This is a genomic window from Olsenella sp. An293 (genome assembly GCF_002159495.1).
Taxonomy (GTDB): Bacteria; Actinomycetota; Coriobacteriia; order Coriobacteriales; family Atopobiaceae; genus Thermophilibacter.
Genome location: NZ_NFIT01000010.1, coordinates 26,194 through 42,814 on the forward strand (window position 1 = coordinate 26,194; position 16,621 = coordinate 42,814).

Here is a 16,621-nt window from a genome sequence, read left to right on the forward strand (position 1 = left end):
GCGCCTGGTGACCGCCACTTGCTTACAAAACCCCGCCCGTCGCGCGACGGGCGGGGTTTCTGCTTACGATTCTCGGGCCGTCGCGCCCGTCGGTGCCGCGACGCTCATTCCGCGCGCACGTATCCGGTCTGCCTGCCGGCGCCGACCTTCCTGATGACGCCGTCTGCCAGCAGCGCAGAGAGCGATCGCTTGACGGTCACCTCGCTGAGGTCGGGACACTCATCGAGGACCATCGCCTTGGTGACTTTTCCAACGTGTCGATTAAAAACGTCTCGGACTCGGTCAACCGCTCGCTCCCTTCCGGGGCGGGCGGCGCCCATGCGACCCTCAAGCTCCCGGTAAGCTGCGAGGATGATGCCGAGCAGATAGCGCACGAAGGGAGCCTCGTCGTTTGTCCCCTCCGCCCAGCCCGTCGAGCTCTGCGCGAGCGCCTCATAGTACTGGTCGCGACTCCGCTCTATGAGGTGCTCGATACTGATGAACTGCGGCACCAGGTAGCCTGCCCGCTCAAGAAGAAGAACCGTGATCAGACGGCTCATGCGACCGTTGCCGTCATTGAACGGGTGGATGCTCACGAAGTCAAACGTGAACCGTGCGGCGAGAAGGGCCGGGTCACACGATTCGGAGCGAAAGGCATCGTCGTATGTCTCGCAGAGCCTCGCCACGGCGTCGGGCGTGAGGTGGGCCGGAGTGGGTCGAAAGCGCAACGACGTGCTGCCGTCTGCGTTGCGCGTGACGATTTGGCTGTCCGCGTCTTTCCAGGACCCTCCAAACGACAACGGCGTATGGGCGAGAAGATCACGATGGAGCTGCAGTATGACTCCTGGAGTGACGGGGATGTAGTCGTGTTGTTCGTGAATGAGCGCGAGCACGTCGCGATAGCCGGCAATCTCTTCCTCGGCGCGCGTCCTTGGGGAATCCGAACGGGTGACAAGGTCTTCGAGTCGCCGCTCGGTGGTAACGATGCCCTCGATGCGGTTGGAAGCGCCGACGCTCTGAGCCTGAGCCGTCTCGAGAAGGTCCTCGAGCAGGTCTGGTCGCGTCTCGGTCCAAAGCGCCTGACGTCCTTTGTACTCGCGGATCGCAAGGAGCAGGTTGGTCACCGGAGTTGCCTGGAGCGAGGGGGGGTACGGTGAGGTAGTCAAACGTCCGCATAGGGCACCTTTGGTATCACGAGATTTGCTTTCGGTATCATAGTAGCACCCACTGATACCGAACATGTGTATCAAAGAGGGCTATTTCGGACATGGTGGGCTACCGTTCGGACAAGGTGTGTTGTGAGCGGCGGGGCGCTCGGATAAAGTTTTTCTCAGTATGGGAATGCCCCGCCAGAGGGGCGGTCGATCGAGAGGGAGGCCCTCATGCCGCAGTCGAGAAGAACCATCGGGGGGTCGCCGAAGGTTAGGGGGTAGGGGCCTTCGCGGCGCCCTCGTGTGCGCGATCGCTCTGGTGGCGTGCTGCGCACTGCTGCTCGTTCCTCGCGTTGCGCGAGCTGCTAGTTCGGGCTGGAACGCGGAAACGAAGACCTATACGGTCAACGGGACCGAGAGGACGTCTCCGCCCGCGCGGACCTCTCGAGGTTCGGCGACGCCGCCTCCGTCTCCGGCTGGGCCGCCGACGCGATGTCCTGGGCCGTCGCGGAGGGCGTCTTCAACGGAAACGGCCAGGGGCTGCTGGAGCCCGGGCGCGCCATCGCCCGCTCCGAGCTCTGCGCCGTCCTCATGAACTGGGAGGCCAGGGAGTAGTTCCGAGCGCCCGGGCGGCCGCGCCCGGGCTCTCCCCGTGCCCGCCCCCGGCGAACTCTGGCTTTTCTGTATACTGAGCGGGCACTCAACGAGAGCCCCACGCGTTCGCGCAGGTCAGCGAGTCGCCCGTTCTTCTCGCCCCGTTAAGTGCCCTCGCAGTGTACAGAAAACCCCAAGTTCGCCGGAGGGCGGCCTCACGCCGGCGTCCCGCACCTTAGAGAAGCGCCAGGGTGATCCGGCAGTTCTCGGCAATCGCCGGGAGCAGACGCTCACGCAGCTCGTCCGAGCCCGGGGCGCCCTGGCGCTGCGAGAAGGCAAGCTCCAAAGCGGGGGGAATCCGCTGCGCCAGGTCTGCCATAAGGTCGACGCAGGCCTTGGCCGTGATGCCGCAGGCATCGAGCCTCTTGGATAAGGTGAGGTCATGCGCGCCCGCGTACCGCTCGACGGCGCCCGAGCCCACGCGTCCCACGCGGTTCTCTCCTCCGATGGACATGGCAAGCCTGCCGCGGCGTCGGAACCGCTCGTAGGCAAGGCCGGAGGCTACGTCGTACATCGGGGCCAGGATGGCGTTGTTGTCCGCGCCGAGGAGCAGCGAATAGTTTTTCGCGTGCGCGTCAGGCGCTCCGATCAGACAGTTGAAGAAGAGCTGCTGGGTAAAGAGGAGCAGGTTGCTCGAGGCGTGACGGGTCGTGGCAAGAAGCTCGAGGATGTCGCGGGCTGCCGGGCCGCCGTCCGCGGTGTACTTTCGCTCGGGCGGGCAGGAGAGCGCCTGGCAGAGGTCTTCCTGGTGAAGGCGTGCCACGACTCCGTTTGCAGCACGCAGACGGTCGAAGCGCTCGACCACGAGGGCCGGCTCGTCTTCAAAGGAGAGGTGCTCGACGCGGGCCGCGGCGATGCCGCACAGCTCGGCGCAGCGCAGACACATGAACTCGTTGAGGGCCTCGAGTCTCAGCCCGGCGATGCCGTTCTTGAAGATATGGGTCGTAGGCGCTGATCCATGGCATTCATACCAGCGACCGTCCTTGCGGGCGAGCGCGAACTTTCCTTGGTTGCCACCAAGTGACCAACGTTCCTCAAGGCCCATCCAAGAGGAGTCTTCCTCGTCGCGGATGGACTTCAGCCGAACCGCCACCTCGTGCTCGTCGAGCTCACGGTAATCTGCCGCCCGCGCGAGCGCACCGTCAGTGAGCTCGGGCGGACAGACCTGCACCGCCCCAGGGCAGTCGAGCCCGATGCGGGCGAGAAGTGCCACGGGGTTGCCGGCAGACACATCGTACTGGCGGGCGATGGCCCTGCGCTGGCGCTCGCTGTCGGGCAGCAGACCAAGGAGGTAGGGCAGAACCACGGCATCGCGATAGATGCGGTTGGTGACGGGCATGGACAGGGAGAGGGGTGGTCCCTGATAGGCGTCGTCATAGGCAAAGCTCACGACGCCATGGCCGTCTTGGTGGAGGTATCCGGCAAGCGTGCCGGCTATGAGGACGTGGAGGGTCTGCTCGCGCATGGCCTGTTACCTCAGCGTTCGTCGGAGCTGCTCGTCGGTGACCTCTCGCAGAAGGGCGAGGTGGTCTTCCAGGCTCGGAACCCCAACGTTGCGTGCCTCGGGCGAGGGGGAGCCATCGTTTCCGACAGCGGAGGGCGCGATGCACGTGGGAGAGGGTACGGCTTGGCCTTGCGGGGGCGTGACATCAGAGGTCCGCACCTCGTCGACAGGCGCGGAGCCGTCTCGAACCACGAGCTCGAGCCCAAGCGCGGAGAGGCTCGCAAGCAGCTTGTCGAGTCTCATCCCCGTGGCGTCACCGAGCTCGAGGGATGCGAGGGTGCGCTCGGAGACTCCCGAGGCACGTGCGAGCTGCGCTCGCGTGAGACCCTGCCGCTCTCTCGCGCGCCGGACGCTGATTCCCGCTTGGCGTGGAATGGTGATGACGGCTTCTGTCATGGTCCCCCAATCATGCAACCTCCTGCCTATGAGTATACATGCAATATTCTACAGATTCCAGATAATGCAAAATATTGCATATCCTTCGAGTCTGTAGCAGTTGCTACCTGCAAACTTGAGGGTCGCTTGAGCGTCTCTCGGCGCCAAGCTTCATCCTCAGCCTCAGGGTTCTTCTCGCGTCTGCAAGTTGGGGACAGTCCCCAACGTGCTGCAAATTGGGGACTGTCCCCAACGAACAGAACAGGCGGACGTCCGGTGGCCCGCGCTTCCGGCCCCTTGCGCGGGCGCGGCAAATGCGCCATGCTAGCAGCGTAAACGGTCGAGAGGGGAGCGCCATGCCGGGCAAGCGCACCGACGTCATCAGCTGGGACGAGTTCTTCATGAGGGCTGCCGTCGCGGCGAGCCTGCGCAGCAAGGACCCCAACACGCAGGTGGGCGCCTGCATCGCCGACACCAACAACCGCATCCTCTCGGTGGGCTACAACGGCACGCCCCACGGCCTCAACGACGACGAGTTCCCCTGGGGCACCGCGGACGACCCGCTCTACGACAAGCACAACTACGTCATCCACGCCGAGGCCAACGCCATCCTCAACTACCGCGGCACCCTCAAGGACATGACGGGCGCCACCGTCTACGTGACCCTCTTCCCCTGCCACGAGTGCGCTAAGACGCTCGTCCAGGCGGGCATCGGCGAGGTCGTCTACCTCGACGACAAGTACGACGGCACGGAGGACAACCGCATCTCCAAGAACATCCTCGAGCGCTGCGGCGTGAGCTACCGCCAGATGTCGCTCGAGGAGTAGCCGGCCCTCCGTCCGGGACGCTGCCGCCGCCCCGGAGGCCACTCGCCCGGGCACGCCAACTGCGCGGATACCGTGGCGTTTCTCTCAACCCCCTGAATGGCGGGTATACTTCTCCCCATCTGTGACGTATCGCCAGCAGGGAGACATGCCACATGGCATCGATGAACGACAAGGACTACTACGCCATCCTCGGCGTCGAGAAGGACGCCTCCGCCGATGAGATCCGCAAGGCCTTCCAGACCAAGGCCCGCAAGCTCCACCCCGACGTCAACAAGGAACCCGACGCCGAGGAGCGCTTCAAGGAGGTCTCCGAGGCCTATGCCGTCCTCTCCGACCCCGACAAGCGCAAGCGCTACGACGCCATGCGCTCCGGCAGCCCCTTCGCGGGCGGCGGCTACGGCGCCCCCGCCGGCACCGGCGGCTACGGCGACCCCTTCGGCGGCGGCCCCTTTGGCTGGGGCCCCTTCGGCGCCGGCTTCGGCGGGACGTCCCGTCAGCGCAGCTCGCGCGCGTACCGGCCCCGCGCCGGCGCCGACGTCATCTACGAGCTCACCGTCGACGCCGAGAAGGCCAAGGAGGGCGTGCGCCGCGGCGTGACCTACCAGCGCTACGCCACCTGCGACGTCTGCCACGGCTCCGGCTCCGTCCAGGCGGAGCGCCCCGAGACCTGCCCCACTTGCGGCGGCGCCGGCCACATCACTGTGGACACCGGCCTCTTTGGCGTCATGATGATGACCTGCCCCGAGTGCGAGGGCGCCGGCAAGGTCGTGGCCGACCCGTGCTCGGCCTGCGGCGGCTCGGGCCGCACGCTCACGGCGAGCGAGGTCGTCGTCGACGTGCCCGCGGGCAGCCACGACGGCGACGAGGTGCGCGTGGCCGGCATGGGCAACGCGGGCACTAACGGCTCGTCCACCGGCGACTTCGTCTGCCGGGTCTGCGTCCCCGAGGAGCGCCTCACCCGCTCCCAGGCGAGCGGCTTCAACTTCATCGGGTTCGCGATCCCGTTTTTGGTGCTGGGGCTCGCCACCTCCACGCTGGCGTCGCTCTCGCTCATGGTGATCATCCCGGTGGTCGTGGGCGTGGTGCTCGTCGTGCGCGACGGCGTGCGGCCCGCGCCGCGCTGGTGGAGAAACGCGGGCGTCGCCGTGGCCAACGGAATCTCCAACGGCTTCATGATCGCGCTCGTCTTCGCAATGATGTTCTCCTGCACCTCGGGCCTCGGCCGCGGCGGCTACATGGGGTACTACTACTGGTAGGCCCCGCGAGGGCGAGCGTGCCGCTGAGCCGGGCGCAGCCCCAAAGGGTCGCGTTTTTCGCGGCTGGGGCGCGTGTGCCGAGAAGTGCGTTGCGCCTTTGAGGGTCAGGGCACGACAGGCCGAGAAGAACGTTGCGCTTCTTGCGGTCAGGGCAGGCGCGGGCCGCGGTGCGCGCCTCGGTGCGCGGACGCCAGCTGGGCTTTTGCCGGGGCCTGTCTCCGACGTCGCCGTTCTTCTCGCCACCGACGCCCCGGTGAGTGCCCTCGCCCCCAAAGTCGCAACGCGCCGAAGGCCCCGTCGCGCCCTGGCCCCCAAAGTCAAAACGCCCGCGGCCCCGGCCCCGCGAGGGCGAGCGTGTCGCCCCCGTCCCAGGCCCCGCGCGGCCCGTCGCCGCCCTTTTCAGAAAAGTGATAGCTTTGTGCCCTGCCGGGCTGCGCCCGCGCCCGTTTCGGGGTATAACACCCACGGACGAAAACGAACGAGTTTCTGGAGTATGCACGTGGAACCGAAGAGGGACTACTACGAGGTGCTCGAGGTACCTCGTGACGCCGATGCCAAGACGATCAAGCGGGCCTTCCTCAAGAAGGCCCGCACCCTGCACCCGGACGTCAACAAGGAGCCGGACGCCGAGGAGCGCTTCAAGGAGGTCAACGAGGCCTACGCCGTCCTCTCGGACGACCAGAAGCGCGCCAACTACGACCGCTACGGCGACCCTAACGGCCCCGCGGGCTTTGGCTCGGACTACGTCGACGTCTCCGACATCTTTGGCGGGGGCGGCTTTGGCTTTGGCGACATCTTCGACTCCTTCTTTGGCGGCGGGGCCGGGCGCGCCGGCGCGCAGGCCCGCACCCGCGGCCGCGACATGGGCATCCGCCTCACGGTGACGCTCGAGGAGGCCGCGGCCGGCTGCAAGAAGACCGTCGCCTACACGCGCCTCGCCCCCTGCGAGGACTGCGGCGGCACCGGCGCCGCCGAGGGCGGCCGCGCGCACGCCTGCGAGCGCTGCCACGGCACCGGGCGCGTGGTGGAGGTCCAGCGCACGATCTTCGGCCAGATGCAGACCCAGGCCACCTGCCCCGTCTGCCACGGCCAGGGCCAGGTCATCGACCACCCCTGCGAGACCTGCGAGGGCCAGGGCCGCGCCCCCTCGCGCGAGAAGGTCGAGGTGCAGGTGCCCGCCGGCGTCCACAGCGGCCAGACCATCACCGTCTCCGGCAAGGGCGAGGCGGGCGTGCGCGGCGACGCCTCGGGAGACCTCGTGGTGAGCATCGAGGTGGCCGAGAGCGACCGCTTCGAGCGCCGCGGGGACGACCTCTACTGCACCGTGCGCGTCGACGCGCTCCAGGCGATCGTGGGCACCACCGTCGTGCTCGACGGCATCATGGAGGGCGAGCGCGTCACCGTCGAGGTGCCGGCCGGCTGCCAGTTTGGCCAGCAGGTCGTGGTGGAGCGCAAGGGCATGCCGCGCATGGGCATGATCGCCCGCGGCAACCTCGTGGCCGTCGTGCAGGTGGAGACCCCGCGCGACCTCACCAAGAAGCAGCTCCTCGACGTCGCGGCGATCGTCGCCGAGCGCGCGCTCGACGAGGGCGCGGCGGCCGAGAGGGACGCGCGGCCCGAGCCCACCAGCGAGGAGGAGGCCGAGGGCTTCTCGGCCGCCGCCGAGAACGCCGCCGAGCACTTTGCCAAGGAGCGCTGGCACGCGCCCAAGAACCCCTTCAGGAGCCGCAAGTGACGACGCCGGCCGCGCCCGCGGTGGCCCTTGTCAACCTGGGGTGTCGCGTCAACCGCGTCGAGCTCGACCTCATGGCCTCCGAGCTCGAGCGCGCCGGCGCCCGCCTCACCGGCGAGCGCGAGGCGGACGTCGTGGTCGTGAACACCTGCGCCGTCACCGGCGAGGCGGAGGCCAAGGCGAGAAAGGCCGTCCGCCGCGCGGCGTCGCTGCCGGGGGCGCCGCTCGTGGTGGCCACCGGCTGCGTGGCGAGCCTGTTTGCCGACGAGCTCGCTGCGCTCGCGCCCAACGTGGTGGTCGAGCGCGACAAGTCGCGCGTGGCCGGTCTCGCGCTCGAGCGCCTGGGGCTCGCGGGCGTCGCCGGGGCTGCGGGCGACGCCGGCCCCGAGGCCGCCGCCGGGCCCGAGGCCGCCTGCGCCGCCACGCCCACGCCCACCGGCCGCACCCGCCCCGGCATCAAGGTCCAGGACGGCTGCGACAACCGCTGCACCTACTGCATCGTGTGGAAGGCCCGCGGCGCCGCCCGCTCGGTCGCGCTCGACGAGGTCCTTCTCGCCGTGCGGCAGGCCCAGGACCGCGGCGCGCGCGAGGTCGTGCTCACGGGCATCAACCTGGGCTGCTACCGGGCCGCCGGCCCGGACGGCCGCGAGCTCGGCCTGCCGGGGCTTCTGGACGAGCTGCTCGAGCGCACAAGCGTGGAGCGCATCCGCCTCTCGTCGATCGAGCCGCCCGACGTCACGCCCGAGCTCTGCGACGTGATGGCCGCGGCGGGGGAGCGCGTGGCGCCCTTCCTGCACGTGTGCCTGCAGTCGGGCTGCGACGAGACGCTGAGGCGCATGGCGCGCGTCTACCGCACCGACCTCTTCCGCCGCGTGGTCGAGACCGCGCGCTCGCGCGTGCCCGGGATCGCGCTGGGCACGGACCTCATCGTGGGCTTTCCCGGCGAGACGGACGAGGAGTTCGAGGAGAGCCTCGCCTTCTGCCGCGAGATGCGCTTCGCCAAGATGCACGTCTTCCGCTACTCCCGCCGCCCCGGCACCCCGGCCGCCACGATGCCCGGCCAGCTTGACCCGCACGTGATGGCCGAGCGCGGCGCCCGGGCCCGCGAGCTCGCCGACGAGCTGCGCCTCGTCGAGGCGCGCCGCCTGGTGGGCGAGAAGGACCTCGTGGTGGTGCAGTACCCCGGCCGAGGCGTCTCGGGCGGCCTCTTCGACGTGACGCTCGACCCGTCGGTGCCTGTGGACTCGCTCGTGCCGGTGCGCCTCGCCTCCGTCTCGCCCGACGCCACCCTCGCCGCCGAGCTCCTGTAGCTCGGCACGTTGCGCGCCCGGCCCCGGCGTGCCTGGGGTATCATCAGGGTAGCAATCGCCGTCACAGGAGGAGCATGGAGCCCACCCAGGTTCGTCTCACCATTCCCGACTCGGTCGACCCGACCACCCTCATGGGGCCGGCCGACTCCCTCTTGCGCCGCATCGAGTCCAGCTTCGACGCCATGATCTCGGTCCGCGGCAACCAGGTCGCCCTCTCGGGGCCCGTCGACGTGGTCGACCAGCTCACCTCGGTCTTCTCGCGCCTGATCCGCCTGGTGGAGGCGGGGGAGGCCCCCACGCCCGACGACGTGGACCTCGTGGTCGACCAGGTCCGCCACGGTGCCGAGCGCATCGACCTGGCGGGCGACGACATCCTGCTCACCTACCACGGCCGCGCGATCCGGCCCAAGACGGCCGGCCAGAAGCGCTACGTCGAGTCCATCCGCAGGAGCACCGTCACCTTTGGCATCGGCCCGGCGGGCACGGGCAAGACCTACCTCGCGATGGCCATGGCGGTGGCGGCCCTCAAGCGCCGCGAGGTGGGCCGGATCGTGCTCACGCGCCCGGTCGTGGAGGCGGGGGAGTCGCTGGGATACCTGCCCGGCACGCTCGAGGAGAAGCTCGACCCCTACGTGCGCCCGCTCTACGACGCCCTCTTCGACATGACGGACATGGGCAAGGGCAACGCCCTCATCGAGCAGGGCGTCATCGAGATCGCGCCGCTCGCGTTCATGCGCGGGCGCACCTTCAACAACGCCTTCGTCATCCTCGACGAGGCGCAGAACACCACGCCCGAGCAGATGAAGATGTTCCTCACCCGCCTGGGCTTCTCGTCCAAGTTCGTGGTCACCGGCGACGCCTCGCAGCGCGACGTCCCCGGGGTGGGCGGCCTGGAGTCGGCCCGTCGAGTGCTCGAGGGCATCGACGACGTCTCCTTCGTCGACCTCGACCGCAACGACATCGTCCGCCACACCCTCGTGGCGCGCATCGTCGACGCCTACGCGGCGGACGCCGCGGCAAAGGAGGCAGGACATGGGAAGTGAGCGGGCCCTGGAGCACGAGTTCGACCTCTCGTTCGAGGAGGGCGTCGTCGCACCCGTCACGGAGGACGAGATGTGCGCCGACTGCTCCCTGGTGCTCGAGCGGGAGGGCGTCGAGCGCCCGTGCATGGTTTCCATCTCGGTGGTGAGCGAGGAGCGCATCCGCGCGCTCAACGACGCCTGGCGCGACGTCGACCGCGCCACCGACGTCATCTCGCTCGAGTGCGAGCGGCCCGACGACCCGGACCTCGCGCCCGGCGAGCCCTGCGAGCTCGGCGACATCGTGCTCGCGCCGGCCTACATCGCGCGCCAGGCGGCCTCCTTCGGTACCACCGAGGCCGACGAGTTCCGCCTGCTGCTCACGCACGGCCTGCTGCACCTGCTGGGCTACGACCACCTGGACGACGAGGAGGCGAGCGCCATGGAGGCGCGCGAGGAGGAGCTTCTCGCCCTCATGCCGTGCGACCGGCCGATCGACCACGTCATCCTCACCCGTCACCGCGAGGACGGCGACGCATGATCCCCGGCTCCAAGAGCGACCACCCCGGGTTCCGCAAGAGCTTCCTCTTTGCGATCCAGGGGTTTAGGACCGCCGTCGTCACCGAGCGCAACATCAAGGTCATGCTCTGCGTGGGCGCGCTCGCGGTCGTGGCCGGCATCGTGCTGCAGATTGACCTCTTGAGCTGGGCGATCATCTTGCTGTGCTGCGCCGTGGTCATCATGGCGGAGCTCTTCAACACGGCGATCGAGACCGTCGTGGACCTCGTCTCGCCGGAGTTCCACCCCCTCGCCGGGCGCGCCAAGGACATCGCGGCCGCGGCGGTGTGGTTCCTCTCGTTTGTCGTCGCGATCGTGGGCGTGCTCGTCTACGCCAACGCCATCTTCAGCTAGGGGCGCGGCCCCGACTGCCCCAAGGAGGTTTCATGGCCAACAAGAACGCGGGCGAGAAGGACGCGCCGTTCACCAGCGGCTTCGTCGCCCTGGTGGGCCGCCCCAACGCCGGCAAGTCCACGCTGCTCAACGCCTGCATGGGCGAGAAGGTCGCCATCACGAGCCCCGTGGCCCAGACCACGCGCCGCCGCATGCGCGCGGTCATCAACACGCCGGGGTCCCAGCTCGTGATCATCGACACGCCGGGCCTGCACAAGCCCAAGGACGCCCTGGGCTCCGAGCTCAACAAGGCGGCGCTCGCCGAGCTCGCCGACGCCGACGTCGTGGCCTTCCTCGTGGACGCCACCAAGCCCGTGGGCCGCGGCGACGAGTGGGTGGCGCGCCACGTCGACTCGGCCGAGGCCGACTACAAGCTGCTCGTGCTCACCAAGGCCGACATCGCCGGCCCCGAGCAGGTCTCCGCGCAGCTCGAGGCCGCCCGGGCCCTGTGCCGCTTCGACGACGAGCTCGTGGTCTCCGCGACCGAGGGCTTCAACGTCGACGCGTTTCTCGCCCTGGTCTCCGAGCACCTGCCCGAAGGTCCGCGGTGGTTCCCGGAGGGGATGGACGTGGACGCCACGCCCGAGGACCTCGTGGCCGAGTTCGTGCGCGAGAAGCTCTTCTTGCACCTGCGCCAGGAGCTGCCGCACTCGGTGGGGGTGCTGTGCGAGAGCCTCGAGTACGCCGACGACGGCCACGCCTCGATCGCGGCCACGATCCTCGTGGAGCGCGACGGCCAGAAGGGCATCGTGCTCGGCCGCGGCGGGCAGATGATCAAGCGCGTGGGCGTGGAGGCCCGCCGCGACATCGAGCGCCTGCTCGGCTGCAGGGTCTTTCTCGACCTCACGGTGCGCGTGGCGCCGCAGTGGAGGCGCGACGAGCGCGAGATCCGCCGCCTGGGCTACGGGCTCGACGAGGGCTAGGCCATGGCGGGGAGGCGCACCTACCGAACGCGCGCGATCGTGCTCGACCGCACCAAGCTCGGCGAGACGGACCTCATCCTGACGCTGCTCGCCGAGGACGGCTCCCAGCGCCGCGCCGTCGCGAAGGGGGCGCGCAAGCCGGGCGGCAGGCTCGCCGCGCGCGTCGAGCTCTTCTGCGAGACCGACTTCCTGCTCGCCGAGGGGCGCAGCCTCGACGTGGTGAGCGAGGCCGCGCTCGTAAACGCCCACCCGCGCCTGCGCGGCGACTTCGACCGCGTGGCCGCCGCGAGCGCCGTGGCCGAGGTCGCGCGCCTCACCTGCTTCGAGGACGCGCCGGACGGCTTTCTGCACCCCATCTGCTCGCGCGCGCTCACCGCCTGCGAGCAGGCGGCGGACCGCGCGCACCTCGACCTCGTGGTGGCCGCGCACGCGTGGAAGGTGCTCGCGCACGGCGGCTGGCGCCCCGAGCTCGACGCGTGCTGCGCCTGCGGGGACGCGGACGTGACGTTCTTCTCGCCCGCTGCGGGAGGGGCGCTCTGCGAGAGCTGCGCCCGCGAGGTCGCCGGGGCGCAGCCGGTCGCGCCCGGGACGCTCGCGTGGCTGCGCGCGCTTCTGGGCCTCACCTTCGACGAGCTGCTCGCGGCGGAGATTGACGCCGAGGGCGCCCTCGCGCTCTTGGGCCTCGCGCACGCCTGGGCCGCCACCCACCTCGACTCCCGCCTGCGCGCCTGGGAGTTCTACCTCGGCGCCCTGTGAGTGCGGCGGGGCCGCGCGCCGCGGGCCGCGGGCCCAGTGTCTCGCGCGCCCCGCACCCCAAGGGGAGAAATGTACGACCGTTTCCCTTGACAGTAAACCATTGAGCTATGGAGTTAAATTAACGGAATGGCCTCACTGAGAATGGTCGTACATTTCTCGGGGATTAATGCCGGGGCCTGCGCCGCCCGGGCGATCCTCCGCGCGGAGTTGCGGCATAATGGGCGGCCGTGCCCTGCCGCCCGCGAGAAGGGAGTGCGTCCCATGTCCCACAAGCCGCTGATCGGCTGCGTGCCGCTCGTCGACTACGGTCGCGAGAGCCTGTGGATGCTCCCGGGCTACTTCGACGCCGTCGCCGAGGCCGGCGGCGTGCCCGTGATGCTGCCGCTCACCTCCGACGCCGACGCCGTGGCCTGCCTGCTCGACGCCCTCGACGGGCTCGTCGTGACCGGCGGGCAGGACGTCGACCCCGCCCGCTACGGCGCGGGCGCCCCCGACCAGGCCGCCCTCTGCGGCGAGTTCTGCCGCGAGCGCGACGCCATGGAGGCGCTGCTCGTCCCGGCGGCGCTGGAGCGGGACCTGCCGCTGCTTGGCATCTGCCGCGGCCTCCAGGCCCTCAACGTCGTCCTGGGCGGCACGCTCTGGCAGGACCTGCCTGCGCAGCTGTCCTCCGAGGTCGAACACCATGGGAAGGCCCCCTACGAGAACCCGGTCCACGAGGTGGACGTGCTCCCCGGAACGCCGCTTTCGGCCTGCGTGGGCGCCGGCGCGCTGCCCGTCAACAGCTTCCACCACCAGGCGCTGCGAGACGTGGCACCGGGCCTGGAGGTCATGGCCACGGCGCCGGACGGCGTGGTCGAGGCCGTGTGGCGCCCCTCCTCGCGCTTCTGCTGGGCGGTCCAGTGGCACCCCGAGTTCTCGCACGCCGTCGACGAGCCCAGCCGCAAGATCTTCTCGGCGCTGGTGGACGCGGCCTCCCTCTCGTGAGGGTGTGTACACCGCCCCTGTAGGGTATGTACAGTCATCCGACCCGCCCGTTCTTCTCGGCAGCGCTCTGACCTGCGCCTTTGCGAGAAGTGCCACAGGGCCTGGCGTACATACCCCATAGGGGCGGTGTACACACCCTCATAAGGGGGCCGCTTCGTCCCCGCAAACGCCGCCGTGCCGCGCGTGTCTCGTGGATTTTCTGCCGAGAAGGACCGGAGCGCGCGCTTGTGCTACACTGCCACAGGTCAGTACCCCGTACCTGGCGGCCCGCCCACACCTGACGGCCATCCCGGTTCGGGGCGAATCTATGTGAAAGGTGGTTTTGAACATGGCAGTCACCAAGGAGCGCAAGGCCGAGCTCGTCGCCCAGTACGGCAAGGACGAGAAGGACTCCGGTTCCGCGGCCGTGCAGGTCGCCCTGCTCACCGAGCGCATCAAGGGCCTGACCGAGCACATGAAGACCCACAAGAAGGACTTCCACACCCGTCGCGGCCTTCTGATGCTCGTCGGCAAGCGTCGTCGCCTGCTCTCCTACATCAAGGGCAACGACATCGAGGCCTACCGTACCCTCATCAAGAGCCTCGGCATCCGCGACAACATCCAGTAAAGCGGTTCTTCGAGGGGGCGCCCGCGGGTGCCCCCTCTTTTGGTTTAGCCCGCACGGAGCGGGCGGCGGTCGCAGGCGCGGCCGCCAAGACGGCCCGCCTGCAATGGGGCAGGCGGAGATAAGGGAAAAGAAATGGCAAAGGTTACGCACGAGTTCGACCTCTACGGCAAGCACTACGTCCTCGAGACCGGCGAGCTTGCCAAGCAGGCCACCGGCGCCTGCCTCGTGAAGGCGGGCGACTCCACGGTCCTTCTCACCGCGGTGGTCTCCAAGGAGCGCAAGGACTACGACTTCTTCCCGCTCACGGTCGACTTCATCGAGAAGATGTACGCCGTGGGCCGCATCCCCGGCGGCTACCTCAAGCGCGAGGCGCGCCCGTCCGAGAAGGCCACCCTCACGGCCCGCATGATCGACCGCCCGCTGCGCCCGAGCTTCCCGGCCGGGTTCCGCAACGAGGTCCAGGTCGTGGCCACCACCCTCGTGGCCGACCAGATCAACCCCGTCGACACCATCTGCGTGATGGCCGCCTCCGCCGCCCTCACCGTCGGCGGCGTGCCCTTCGAGGGCCCGCTCGCCTGCGTGCGCATCGGCCGCGACCGCGACACCCACGAGTTCATCGTGAACCCCACCTACGAGGAGCGCGACAACTCCGACCTCGACCTCGAGCTCGGCGGCTCCTGCGACTTCATCTCCATGCTCGAGGCCGGCGCCGAGGAGATCTCCGAGGAGGACATGCTCGCCGCCATGGCCTTTGGCCAGGAGGCCATCGCCGCCTTCTGCGAGGAGCAGAAGAAGTTCTTCGCCAAGGTCGAGGAGGCCAACGGCCCCATCGTCCCGCGCGAGTACATCCTCGACGAGCCCATCCCCGAGGTCCACGACCGCGTCTTCGCCCACTACGACGAGATGGAGGCCGCCCTCAAGGACGCCGACAAGCTCTCCCGCATCGGCAAGGTCGAGGCCCTCAAGGAGTCCATCAAGGCCGAGTTCACCGACGAGGAGCGCGCCGAGTGGAGCCGCGCCATCCCCGTGGAGCTCAAGGCCCTCGAGAAGCACGCGATGCGCCTGATGGTCGTCGAGACCGGCGAGCGCGTCGACGGCCGCACGCCCACCGAGGTGCGCCCGCTCATGGTCAAGGGCGACTACCTGCCCCGCGTCCACGGCTCCGGCCTCTTCCAGCGCGGCCAGACGCAGGTGCTCTCCATCTGCACCCTCGGCATGCTCAACGAGTGGCAGCGCCTCGACACCATCGAGCCCGTCGATGGCAAGCGCTACATGCACCACTACAACTTCCCGCCGTTCTGCACCGGCGAGACCGGCCGCATGGGCAGCCCCAAGCGCCGCGAGATCGGCCACGGCAACCTCGCCGAGCGCGCCCTGCTCCCGGTGATCCCCTCCGAGGAGGAGTTCCCCTACACCATCCGCGTGGTCTCCGAGGTCATGGAGTCCAACGGCTCGTCCTCGATGGGCTCCACCTGCGGCTCTACGCTCGCGCTCATGGACGCCGGCGTGCCCATCAAGCGCCCGGTCTCCGGCGTGGCCATGGGACTGATCCAGGAGGAGGGCAAGACCGTCGTCCTCACCGACATCCAGGGCCTCGAGGACTTCCTCGGCGACATGGACTTCAAGGTGACCGGCACCACCAAGGGCATCACCGCCATGCAGATGGACAACAAGGCCACCGGCCTCACGCCCGAGATCCTGCGCTCCGCGCTCATGCAGGCGCACGAGGGCCGCATGTTCATCCTCGACGCCATGCTCGACGCGGTGCCCGGCGTGCGCGAGAACACCAAGGACTCCGCGCCCCAGATCATCTCCCTCACCATCCCCACGGACAAGATCCGCGACGTCATCGGCTCCGGCGGCAAGGTCATTCGCGGCATCCAGGAGGACACCGGCGCCACCATCGACATCCAGGAGGACGGCACCGTCTTCATCGCGGGCGTCGGCGGCGCGGGCGACGCGGCGGCCGAGCGCATCAAGGCCATCGTCAAGGTCCCCGAGGTCGGCGAGGAGTACACCGGCCGCGTCGTGGGCATCCAGCCCTTCGGCGCCTTCGTCGAGCTGCTGCCCGGCAAGGACGGCCTGCTCCACATCTCCCGCGTGGCGCAGGGTCGCGTGGACAAGGTCGAGGACGTCCTCAACATCGGCGACGAGGTCAAGGTCCGCGTCCTCGAGGTCGACGAGAAGGGCAAGATCAGCCTCGACCGCATCGACAAGCCCGAGGCCCCGGCCGGCTCCGGCCGCCCGCACGGCGAGAAGGACGGGGATGCCGGGCGTCCGCGCCGCGAGCACCGCGGCCCGCGCCGTCGTCCCGGCGACAAGGGCGAGGGCGGCGACGACCGTCCGCGTCCGCGCCGTCACCACGGGGCGTAGGGCTTCAGGCTCCATACTCTGACGCAGCTCGGGCCGCCCCCGGCGCTCCCCCAGGAAGTGCACTTCGGGGAACTTCCTTTCGGAGCGCCGGGGGCGGCCCCGTCTGTCGGCGAGGCCTTCGAACTGGTTGTTTTGCTTGGCGGCTCTTCTGGGCGCGGACCCAAATCCGGATTTGGGTCCGCCGCCGCGCCACCACCGCGCCCCCGTCCCGCCCGCGTCC

15 protein-coding genes are annotated in these 16,621 nt (G+C 69.3%); 13 read left to right on the forward strand and 2 right to left on the reverse strand.

Annotation, left to right across the window (positions count from 1 at the left end; translation table 11 throughout):
• Positions 1–104: 104 nt before the first annotated feature.
• Positions 105–1,103 carry a Fic family protein gene (locus B5F85_RS07520; RefSeq protein ID WP_239386777.1) on the reverse strand — a complete coding sequence of 333 codons (999 nt, stop codon included), beginning with the start codon at positions 1,101–1,103 and terminating at the stop codon, positions 105–107.
• Positions 1,104–1,505: 402 nt separating this feature from the next.
• On the opposite strand from B5F85_RS07520, the gene B5F85_RS10930 reads away from it, so the two are divergent.
• A complete protein-coding gene (locus tag B5F85_RS10930) occupies positions 1,506–1,745 on the forward strand; it encodes an S-layer homology domain-containing protein (RefSeq protein ID WP_143786155.1) in 240 nt (79 codons plus the stop codon).
• Positions 1,746–1,959: 214 nt separating this feature from the next.
• Here the strand turns inward: B5F85_RS10930 and B5F85_RS07530 are convergent, their stop codons facing one another.
• Positions 1,960–3,249 carry a type II toxin-antitoxin system HipA family toxin gene (locus B5F85_RS07530; protein WP_087315964.1) on the reverse strand — a complete coding sequence of 430 codons (1,290 nt, stop codon included), beginning with the start codon at positions 3,247–3,249 and terminating at the stop codon, positions 1,960–1,962.
• A 770-nt stretch (positions 3,250–4,019) separates the two neighbouring features.
• Here B5F85_RS07530 and B5F85_RS07540 point away from each other — a divergent pair.
• The 12 genes from B5F85_RS07540 (at position 4,020) to B5F85_RS07595 (ending at position 16,401) form a co-directional block, all read left to right on the forward strand.
• Positions 4,020–4,490, forward strand: a complete 471-nt coding sequence (locus tag B5F85_RS07540) for a dCMP deaminase family protein (RefSeq protein ID WP_087315968.1) — start codon at positions 4,020–4,022, stop codon at positions 4,488–4,490.
• Between the two features lie 152 nt (positions 4,491–4,642).
• Positions 4,643–5,746, forward strand: a complete 1,104-nt coding sequence (locus tag B5F85_RS07545; RefSeq protein ID WP_087315970.1) for a DnaJ domain-containing protein — start codon at positions 4,643–4,645, stop codon at positions 5,744–5,746.
• 499 nt (positions 5,747–6,245) lie between these two features.
• Positions 6,246–7,481, forward strand: coding sequence for a molecular chaperone DnaJ (gene dnaJ / locus B5F85_RS07550; RefSeq protein ID WP_087316073.1), 1,236 nt, complete (start codon positions 6,246–6,248; stop codon positions 7,479–7,481).
• Positions 7,478–8,788 carry a MiaB/RimO family radical SAM methylthiotransferase gene (locus B5F85_RS07555; RefSeq protein ID WP_087315972.1) on the forward strand — a complete coding sequence of 437 codons (1,311 nt, stop codon included), beginning with the start codon at positions 7,478–7,480 and terminating at the stop codon, positions 8,786–8,788. The genes dnaJ and B5F85_RS07555 overlap by 4 nt, the downstream gene beginning before the upstream one ends.
• 74 nt (positions 8,789–8,862) lie before the next feature.
• On the forward strand, positions 8,863–9,831 hold the full coding sequence (locus B5F85_RS07560; RefSeq protein WP_087315974.1) for a PhoH family protein: 969 nt from the start codon (positions 8,863–8,865) through the stop codon (positions 9,829–9,831).
• Positions 9,821–10,348: an rRNA maturation RNase YbeY gene (gene ybeY, locus B5F85_RS07565; RefSeq protein WP_087315976.1), complete on the forward strand. Its 528-nt coding sequence runs from the start codon at positions 9,821–9,823 to the stop codon at positions 10,346–10,348. The genes B5F85_RS07560 and ybeY overlap by 11 nt, the downstream gene beginning before the upstream one ends.
• The gene (locus B5F85_RS07570; protein ID WP_087315978.1) at positions 10,345–10,719 is read left to right on the forward strand and encodes a diacylglycerol kinase family protein; all 375 of its coding nucleotides are present in this window, start codon (positions 10,345–10,347) and stop codon (positions 10,717–10,719) included. The genes ybeY and B5F85_RS07570 overlap by 4 nt, the downstream gene beginning before the upstream one ends.
• Before the next feature lie 32 nt (positions 10,720–10,751).
• Positions 10,752–11,681, forward strand: a complete 930-nt coding sequence (era, locus tag B5F85_RS07575; RefSeq protein ID WP_087315980.1) for a GTPase Era — start codon at positions 10,752–10,754, stop codon at positions 11,679–11,681.
• Positions 11,682–11,684: 3 nt separating this feature from the next.
• On the forward strand, positions 11,685–12,437 hold the full coding sequence (gene recO, locus B5F85_RS07580) for a DNA repair protein RecO (RefSeq protein ID WP_087315982.1): 753 nt from the start codon (positions 11,685–11,687) through the stop codon (positions 12,435–12,437).
• A 261-nt stretch (positions 12,438–12,698) separates the two neighbouring features.
• The gene (locus B5F85_RS07585) at positions 12,699–13,421 is read left to right on the forward strand and encodes a gamma-glutamyl-gamma-aminobutyrate hydrolase family protein (RefSeq protein ID WP_087315984.1); all 723 of its coding nucleotides are present in this window, start codon (positions 12,699–12,701) and stop codon (positions 13,419–13,421) included.
• 328 nt (positions 13,422–13,749) lie between these two features.
• The gene (gene rpsO, locus B5F85_RS07590) at positions 13,750–14,028 is read left to right on the forward strand and encodes a 30S ribosomal protein S15 (RefSeq protein ID WP_087316075.1); all 279 of its coding nucleotides are present in this window, start codon (positions 13,750–13,752) and stop codon (positions 14,026–14,028) included.
• 132 nt (positions 14,029–14,160) lie between these two features.
• The gene (locus B5F85_RS07595; RefSeq protein ID WP_087315986.1) at positions 14,161–16,401 is read left to right on the forward strand and encodes a polyribonucleotide nucleotidyltransferase; all 2,241 of its coding nucleotides are present in this window, start codon (positions 14,161–14,163) and stop codon (positions 16,399–16,401) included.
• The last annotated feature ends 220 nt before the right edge of the window (positions 16,402–16,621 follow it).